Raw genomic sequence first — 2,275 nt, forward strand, 5'->3', positions numbered from 1 at the left:
GGTCCTGCACCAGGATCGGCATCGACCAGCCATCAAGCAACATGTGATGGTTGGTCATCAACAGGCGGTAGCGCGTCAGCCCGAACCGCACCAGCCGGAACCGCGCCAGCGGTGCCAGCGCCAAGTCCAGGCGTTCCCCTCGATCGGCCTCCAGGAGCGCTTGCCATGCAGCCTCGGGGTCGGCTTCTGCTGACAGATCAACCTCAAACCAGGGCACGCTCACATGTTTGCACACCACTTGTACCAGCGGCTCCAGCCCCTCGACTTGCGGAATCGCAATGCGCAGCGCCTCGTGCCGGGCGAACAACGCCTGCACCGCCGCACGCAGCACGGCCACATCCAACGGCCCGTCCAGCGTCAGCGCCAGTTGCACCAGATACGGGTCCGGCCCTTGGGTTTCGTACAGCGAGTGAAAATGCAGACCTTGCTGCAATGGCGACAGAGGGAGTACTTCTTGGATGTCGGGCAACGCTGTGGACAACCGGTCCAGCTCGTCTTGTGTCAGCCCACCCAGCGGCACATCTGATGGGGTCAGCCCTCCGCTCTGCAAGCTTGCCGCCACGTTCAGGGCATCCACCCATCGCTCGGCCAGTCCTTGCACCCGAACCTCGTCAAGCAAGCCAGTGGCAAATGTCCAATGCGCCTCAAGCTCTACGGTCTGGGCATTTTCCACCACCAACGCATCAAGCGAGAGTACGTGCCCCAACGGCATCTGAGGATCAATGCCACCGTCCAGGGACAGACCACCAGCGACTGGAGACCATGCCCCCCCTGCACTGCCGAAGCGCCCCAGATAGTTGAAGGCGATTTGCGGCACCCGACAGGCCGCCAACGCAGGTCGGGTCTGCTCGTTCAGCCAGCGCAACAGACCAAACCCGAGACCGTGGTCGGTCACCCGGCGCAAGCGCTCCTTGACATCCTTGATCAGGCTGGCGAAAGCCGGACCTCCCGCCCATGCGTCGGCAAGGTCCATCGCAGTGAGATCAATACTGAGCGGGCTCAATGTTGTGAACCAGCCGATGGTGCGGGACAGATCCAGACCACTCTCCCCTGGCTCACGGCCGTGCCCCTCAATATCGATCAACATCGGCCCTGCCGTTTTACGCCAATCCGCCACAGCGAGAGCCAGGGCTGCAAGCAAGACATCGTTGACACCACAGTTGAACAACGCCGGCACTTCACCCAACAATCGTCTGGTCGCACGGGCATTCAGACGGCGCACCACACGACCGGCGTCGCCTGCCGTGTCTTGTGCGGATAATGGCCGGTCGCCAAGCTGGAGTTCGTCTACCGACAGCGTCTCGTGCCACCAGTCAAGCTCGGCCAGGCGTTCCGGGGCGTAGGCTTGAGCCTGCAGGTGTGTGGTCCAGTGTTTGAATGAAGTGGGCACTGGCGGCAAGGCAATGGCCGCCGCCGAACTGGCTTGGTCATACGCCTGCGCCAGATCTTCGATCAGGATGCGCCACGAAACGCCATCGACCACCCAATGATGCAGCGTCAATAACAGCCACCCGGCTGCATCGCCACGGTCAAACCAGGCAATGTGTGCCATCCGGCCTTGCTGCGGTGCCAGACGTTGTTCTGCATCCTGCTGGGCCGCAGCGATGGTGTCGGATAACGCCCGAGATATCAGCGTCGTCACATCGATACGCTTAACAGCCGTGTCGGTAATCGCCTGCTGCGCAGCCGGCACCTCCAACCCGCCATCCGGAGCCAATGTCGCCCCCAGCAATGCATGATGCTGCAGCACGGCCTGCAAGGCCTGGAACAACGGCTTTTGCTGAACGCCTTGAGGCAACTCGATCAACATCGACTGACTGAACTTGGCCAACGGTCCGCCACGCGAGCCAAACCATTGCATGACCGGCGTCGGTTCAATCCTGCCGGTTCCATCATCCCAACCCAGGGCAACCGGCGTTTGGCTACGAACCACCAGGGCCAGCCGGGCGGGCGTGCGTTGCATAAACACATCGGCAGGCGCGAAGGTAAGCCCGACCAGTCGAGCCCGACTTACCAATTTAATGGACAAGATACTGTCCCCGCCCAGGGCAAAAAACGAATCGTCCACCCCTACCTGCTCCAGCCCCAACACTTGGGCAAACAGCTGCACCAGCTGTGCTTCCTGTGCCGTTGCCGGTGCCCGGCCCGTACCCGCTGCACTGCGCGGAGCCGGCAATGCCTTGCGGTCAAGTTTGCCGTTCGGCGTCTGTGGCAGTGCGACCAGGGTCATGAACAGACGGGGCACCATGTAATCCGGCAGCACCAGAGCCAATCC

1 protein-coding gene is annotated in these 2,275 nt (G+C 62.1%); it reads right to left on the minus strand.

Annotated features, from left to right (window positions below):
• On the minus strand, positions 1-2,275 hold a 2,275-nt coding region (locus DK870_RS29035), incomplete at both ends, for a condensation domain-containing protein (protein ID WP_256679952.1).

It is taken from the genome of Pseudomonas sp. Q1, assembly GCF_009935975.1.
In the GTDB taxonomy this organism is placed as follows: Bacteria; Pseudomonadota; Gammaproteobacteria; order Pseudomonadales; family Pseudomonadaceae; genus Aquipseudomonas; species Aquipseudomonas palleroniana.